Annotated in this window: 4 protein-coding genes; 3 read left to right on the plus strand and 1 reads right to left on the minus strand. The window is 47.6% G+C overall.

From position 1 onward, the window contains the following. Nucleotides 1–455 precede the first annotated feature (455 nt). Genes CIK90_RS06915 through CIK90_RS06925 form a run of 3 tightly spaced genes read left to right on the plus strand, consistent with a single transcriptional unit; the run spans nt 456 to nt 3,114 of the window. A complete protein-coding gene (locus CIK90_RS06915) occupies nt 456–1,076 on the plus strand; it encodes an HAD family phosphatase (RefSeq protein ID WP_094390931.1) in 621 nt (206 codons plus the stop codon). 16 nt (nt 1,077–1,092) lie between these two features. Beyond that, nucleotides 1,093–1,914, plus strand: a complete 822-nt coding sequence (gene panB / locus CIK90_RS06920; protein WP_094464679.1) for a 3-methyl-2-oxobutanoate hydroxymethyltransferase — start codon at nt 1,093–1,095, stop codon at nt 1,912–1,914. A gap of 15 nt (nt 1,915–1,929) precedes the next feature. Then, entirely contained in the window at nt 1,930–3,114 is a 1,185-nt protein-coding gene (locus CIK90_RS06925) for an MFS transporter (RefSeq protein WP_094464680.1), read from the plus strand. Between the two features lie 579 nt (nt 3,115–3,693). On the opposite strand, the gene CIK90_RS06935 is transcribed toward CIK90_RS06925, so the two are convergent. Then, a complete protein-coding gene (locus CIK90_RS06935) occupies nt 3,694–4,107 on the minus strand; it encodes an N-acetylmuramoyl-L-alanine amidase (protein WP_094464682.1) in 414 nt (137 codons plus the stop codon). Nucleotides 4,108–4,581 lie beyond the last annotated feature (474 nt).

Raw genomic sequence — 4,581 nt, forward strand, 5'->3', positions numbered from 1 at the left:
GTGTTACCCTGGGCTAAGGAAGCCATTGGGCCTTCAGCCCGTTGTTGCTTGTATATCAAATCTTGCGAAGAATCCAAAAAAACATCCGTTTAAATTCCGATGATTGCTTAGAGTGTGCTCCGTGGATAAAAACTCCGTATAAATTCCGTCTAAATTCCGATGATCCGATGATTCATTTCTTGCGTCAGCAACATCTAAACAAAGATTTCCCCCAAAGATTTCTAGCGTAGCTACTAAAAAAATCCGTGCCCTCCGTGTGCTCCGTGGATTATTCAGAGTGTCCTCCGTGGATAAAAAAATCCGTGTCCTCCGTGCCCTCCGTGGATCATTCAGAGTGCCCTCCGTGGATTATTCAGAGTGATTTCCGTGAGACATAATAATTTAAAGTGAGAGATTTTCTTGGTTGTTGCTTATAAAATATGTACCTTTGCAGCCGATTTTAAGATAACAACAACATGAAAGCAGCATTATTCGACTTGGATGGAGTCGTCTTCGATACAGAACCCCAATACACAATCTTCTGGGGACAACAGTGCAGAGAGTTCCATCCGGAACACCCCGGACTGGAACACGAAATAAAAGGCCAGACACTCGACCAAATCTATGACGCATGGTTCGATGGACCCCTGAAAGACAAACGAACCCTCATCACAGAACGCTTGAATAAATATGAAGAGGAGATGGACTATCTCTATGTGAAAGGCTTCGAACAAACCATCAAACTACTGCGTAGCCATGGCGTGAAGACCGCTGTCGTTACCAGTTCCAACCAAGCCAAGATGGAGAATGTCTATCGCCGACATCCTGAGTTCAAAACCTATTTCGATGCCATCCTTACGTCCGAGGACTTCGAATACTCTAAACCGCATCCTGACTGCTACCTGAAGGCAGCAGCACGCTTTGGGGTTAACCCCACCGACTGCGTGGTCTTCGAAGATAGCTTCAACGGACTGCGCTCCGGACGTGCCGCAGGCATGACCGTCGTGGCACTGGCTACAACCAATGCACCAGAACAGATTGCACCACTCAGCGATGAGGTTATCAAAGACTTTAGCGAATATATTCCAAAACTCTAATAATTAATAAGATATAATGGCAGGATATTTGGTTAGTGACACCCGAAAAGTCACATCATGTCGATTAAAGGAAATGAAACAAAAAGGTGAGAAGATTGCCATGCTCACCTCTTATGATTTTACGATGGCAGGTATTGTCGATGGTGCTGGCGTTGATGCCATCCTCGTTGGCGATTCCGCTTCTAATGTCATGGCTGGCAATGCCACCACACTCCCCATCACCGTCGATGAGATGATTGTCTATGCTCGTTCGGTGGTAAGAGCTGTCAAACGTGCCTTTGTGGTCTGCGATATGCCTTTCGGTAGCTATCAGGTGACTGCCGATGATGGTGTGCGCAATGCAGTACGCATCATGAAAGAGACAGGTTGCGATGGCGTGAAGATAGAGGGTGGGGCAGAGATTGCCGATATGATACGCCGCATCGTCGGTGCGGGCATCCCCGTAGTGGGTCACCTCGGTCTCACCCCACAGTCTGTGAATGTCTTCGGCGGCTATGGACTGCGTGCGAAAGAGGAGGCTGAGGCTGCCAAACTCCTGGCTGATGCCCATGCCCTTGAAGAGGCTGGCTGCTGTGCTGTTACCCTGGAGAAGGTTCCTGCTGCACTTGCCACACAGGTGTCTCGCGAACTCACCGTTCCTACCATCGGTATCGGTGCAGGTAATGGCTGCGACGGACAGGTCCTCGTGGTACACGATATGCTGGGCATGAACAAGGGCTTCAAACCGAAGTTCCTCCGCCATTACGCCCAACTCTATGATACCATCACCGATGCTGTAGGACAGTATGTGGGTGATGTGAAAACAGGCGATTTTCCCAACGATAACGAGTCTTACTAATCGCAATATTTCCCGATGAACGCACAGAACACCCCTGTTCATATCCGCCTCTGGCATAGAGAGTTCTGGCAGATGGCTTTAGCAAACCTGCTGTTGTCTATGTCGGTCTATATCCTCTATCCGCTGTTGCCGCAATGCTTGGAGGATAACGGACATTTCACAGCGGTAGAAACAGGGGGCGCTATGGCGGTCTTCGCCTTGGGCTTGTTCCTCTTCGGTCCCTTCTGCTCGTTCCTTGTGCAACACTATCGGCGCAACAAGGTATGCCTCTGGTCTATCGTCATCATGGCGGCATGTCTTGGTGTCCTATGGTATCTCTTTGACGGTGGGTGGCCCTCTGCCACCTTCCCCCTCGTCATGCTGTTGCGATTGGTGCAAGGTGCCACCTTCGGTTTGGCACAGATGATACTCTCCAGCACCCTCGTCATCGACACCTGTGAGTCCTACCTCCGTACCGAGGCAAACCACAGCATGTCGTGGTTCGGACGTTTCGCCCTGTCCCTCGGTCCGTTGGCAGGTCTTTTTGCCACCCGCCATTTCCACATGCCTGTTCCTGATGTGTTATGGATGGCGGTAGGCTGTGCCTTATTCGCTTTCCTGTTGATCCGCATGGTGAAATTCCCGTTCCGTGCCCCTTCCGATCATGTCACTTTGTTCAGCACCGACCGTTTCTGGTTAGGCAGTGGCTTTATTCTTTTCGTCAACCTGCTCCTCATCTCCGTGGCAGTAGGTATGGTCCTGGCATTAGCCACCACCATCGATTTCTATGCCGGTATCATGGTAGGCTACCTCTTCGCCCTGTTAGCCTGTCGTTTCGTCTTCCGTGATGCAGAACTCAAGAGTGAGGTTGTCAGTGGCCTCATCCTGTTCTTGGCAGCCCTCCTCCTGTTGATGGTACGTCCCACAGCATCCTCCGACTTCATCGCTGCCGCCCTGATAGGCATCGCCATCGGCCTCATCGGTTCCCGTTTCCTCCTGTTCTTCATCAAACTCAGTCGCCATTGTCAGCGTGGCACCTCCCAGAGCACCTATATGCTGGCATGGGAGAGTGGCATCGCCCTCGGCGTCGGCATCACCTACGCCCTCCCTGCCTCCCGCTACACCACCTCCCTGACCATCTCCCTCATCCTCGTCTCCCTCGCCATGCTCATCTACAACCTCTACACCCACCGCTGGTTCGAACACCACAAAAACCGGTAAAATATCCACGGAATATAATCCACGGAGCACACGGAGGACACGGAGTGTTTAGTTTAAAGGTTATAGTTTAAAGGTTAAAGGTTATAGGTTAGTGTTTAGTGGTTAGCGTTAAGGTTAACGTTAAGGTTATAGTTTATAGATTCTAGTTAAAGATTCTTCTAAAGATTCTAGTTAAGATTTCGAGCATCTCCGATGCGATCCAAAATAAAACCCTCCCCAAAAGCGAGGAACTCGAGCGCATTTTGGTCAATGATTTTCGTTAAAGATTTTATTTGGAGATCAACTGCGAATCCACAATATTTCTTGCGAAGCAACATCTTAAACAAGATTTCCTCCAAAGATTTCTTGCCGTAGGCAACTAAAAAACCACGGAACACACTGAGGACACGGAGAACACAGAAAAAATTTTTGTTAAAGATTATTCTCAATGTTTTCGTGTGTAATTGAATTATTTCTTGCGAAGCAACATCTTAAAAAAGATTTCCTCCAAAGATTTCTTGCGAAGCAACCCCCCAAAAAAATATCCGTATAAATTCCGTCTAAATTCCGATGATCCGTGTCCTCCGTGTGCTCCGTGGATCATTTAGAGTGTGCTCCGTGGACCTTAAACCCAGGGCAGAACGGCTTCCGTGGATCCAGGTCACAGTGTCCCACGACGAGAGCCTTAGGATACCGTTCCTTCAGTTCCTTGATGAGTTTCCACAGTGCAATCTTCTGTTCAGGCGTTCTGGTATCCTTGGGAGTCTTCCCATCCACATCCAGTCCTCCGACATACGCCACTCCGATAGAGTGTTTGTTATGGTTCTTACAGTGGGCCCCCACCAGATCCTCCGCTCTACCTTTCTCGATGGTCCCATCCGTCGGAATCACATAGTGATACCCACATCCTTTCCATCCCAATGACCGGTGATACCGATCGATGTCCTTTACTCTCAGCGTGCTCCCCGCTTTATTAGCGGTACAATGCACAACAATCAATGTTATTGTTCTCATATTACTTTCAAATTTTTAACTGAACTTTTCAACCTTAACCTTAACGCTAACTTTAATAAAGGATGCTAGTTGAAGATTATTCTAAAGATTTTTGTTAGGATGTCGAGCCTGTAAGGCGATCCATAATAAATTCCTCCCATAGAGCAACGTACTGTTGCGTATTTTGGTCAAGATTTTATTTAAAGATTTTGGTTGGGAGGGAAAAATCTAAAACAAAAATCATAACTGAAAATGCGCTCGAATACCTCGCTTCTTGGGACGATTTAAAGATGGATCGCATCGGAGATGCTCGAAATCTAAAACAAAATCATGACGAAAATCTAAAACTATGGATTGTTATTTAAAGATTTTATTTCCATCAAGTACTTTTTATCATCGGAATGTTTTCGTTAAGCCATGAGCAGAATAAAGCTCCATTTTATGGCACCTTTTCTCGCCATGGCAGAGTTTAAGTGAACTTAATTCTGCTCATAT

Origin of the sequence: Prevotella sp. P5-126 (genome assembly GCF_002251185.1) — a bacterium.
Taxonomy (GTDB): Bacteria; Bacteroidota; Bacteroidia; order Bacteroidales; family Bacteroidaceae; genus Prevotella.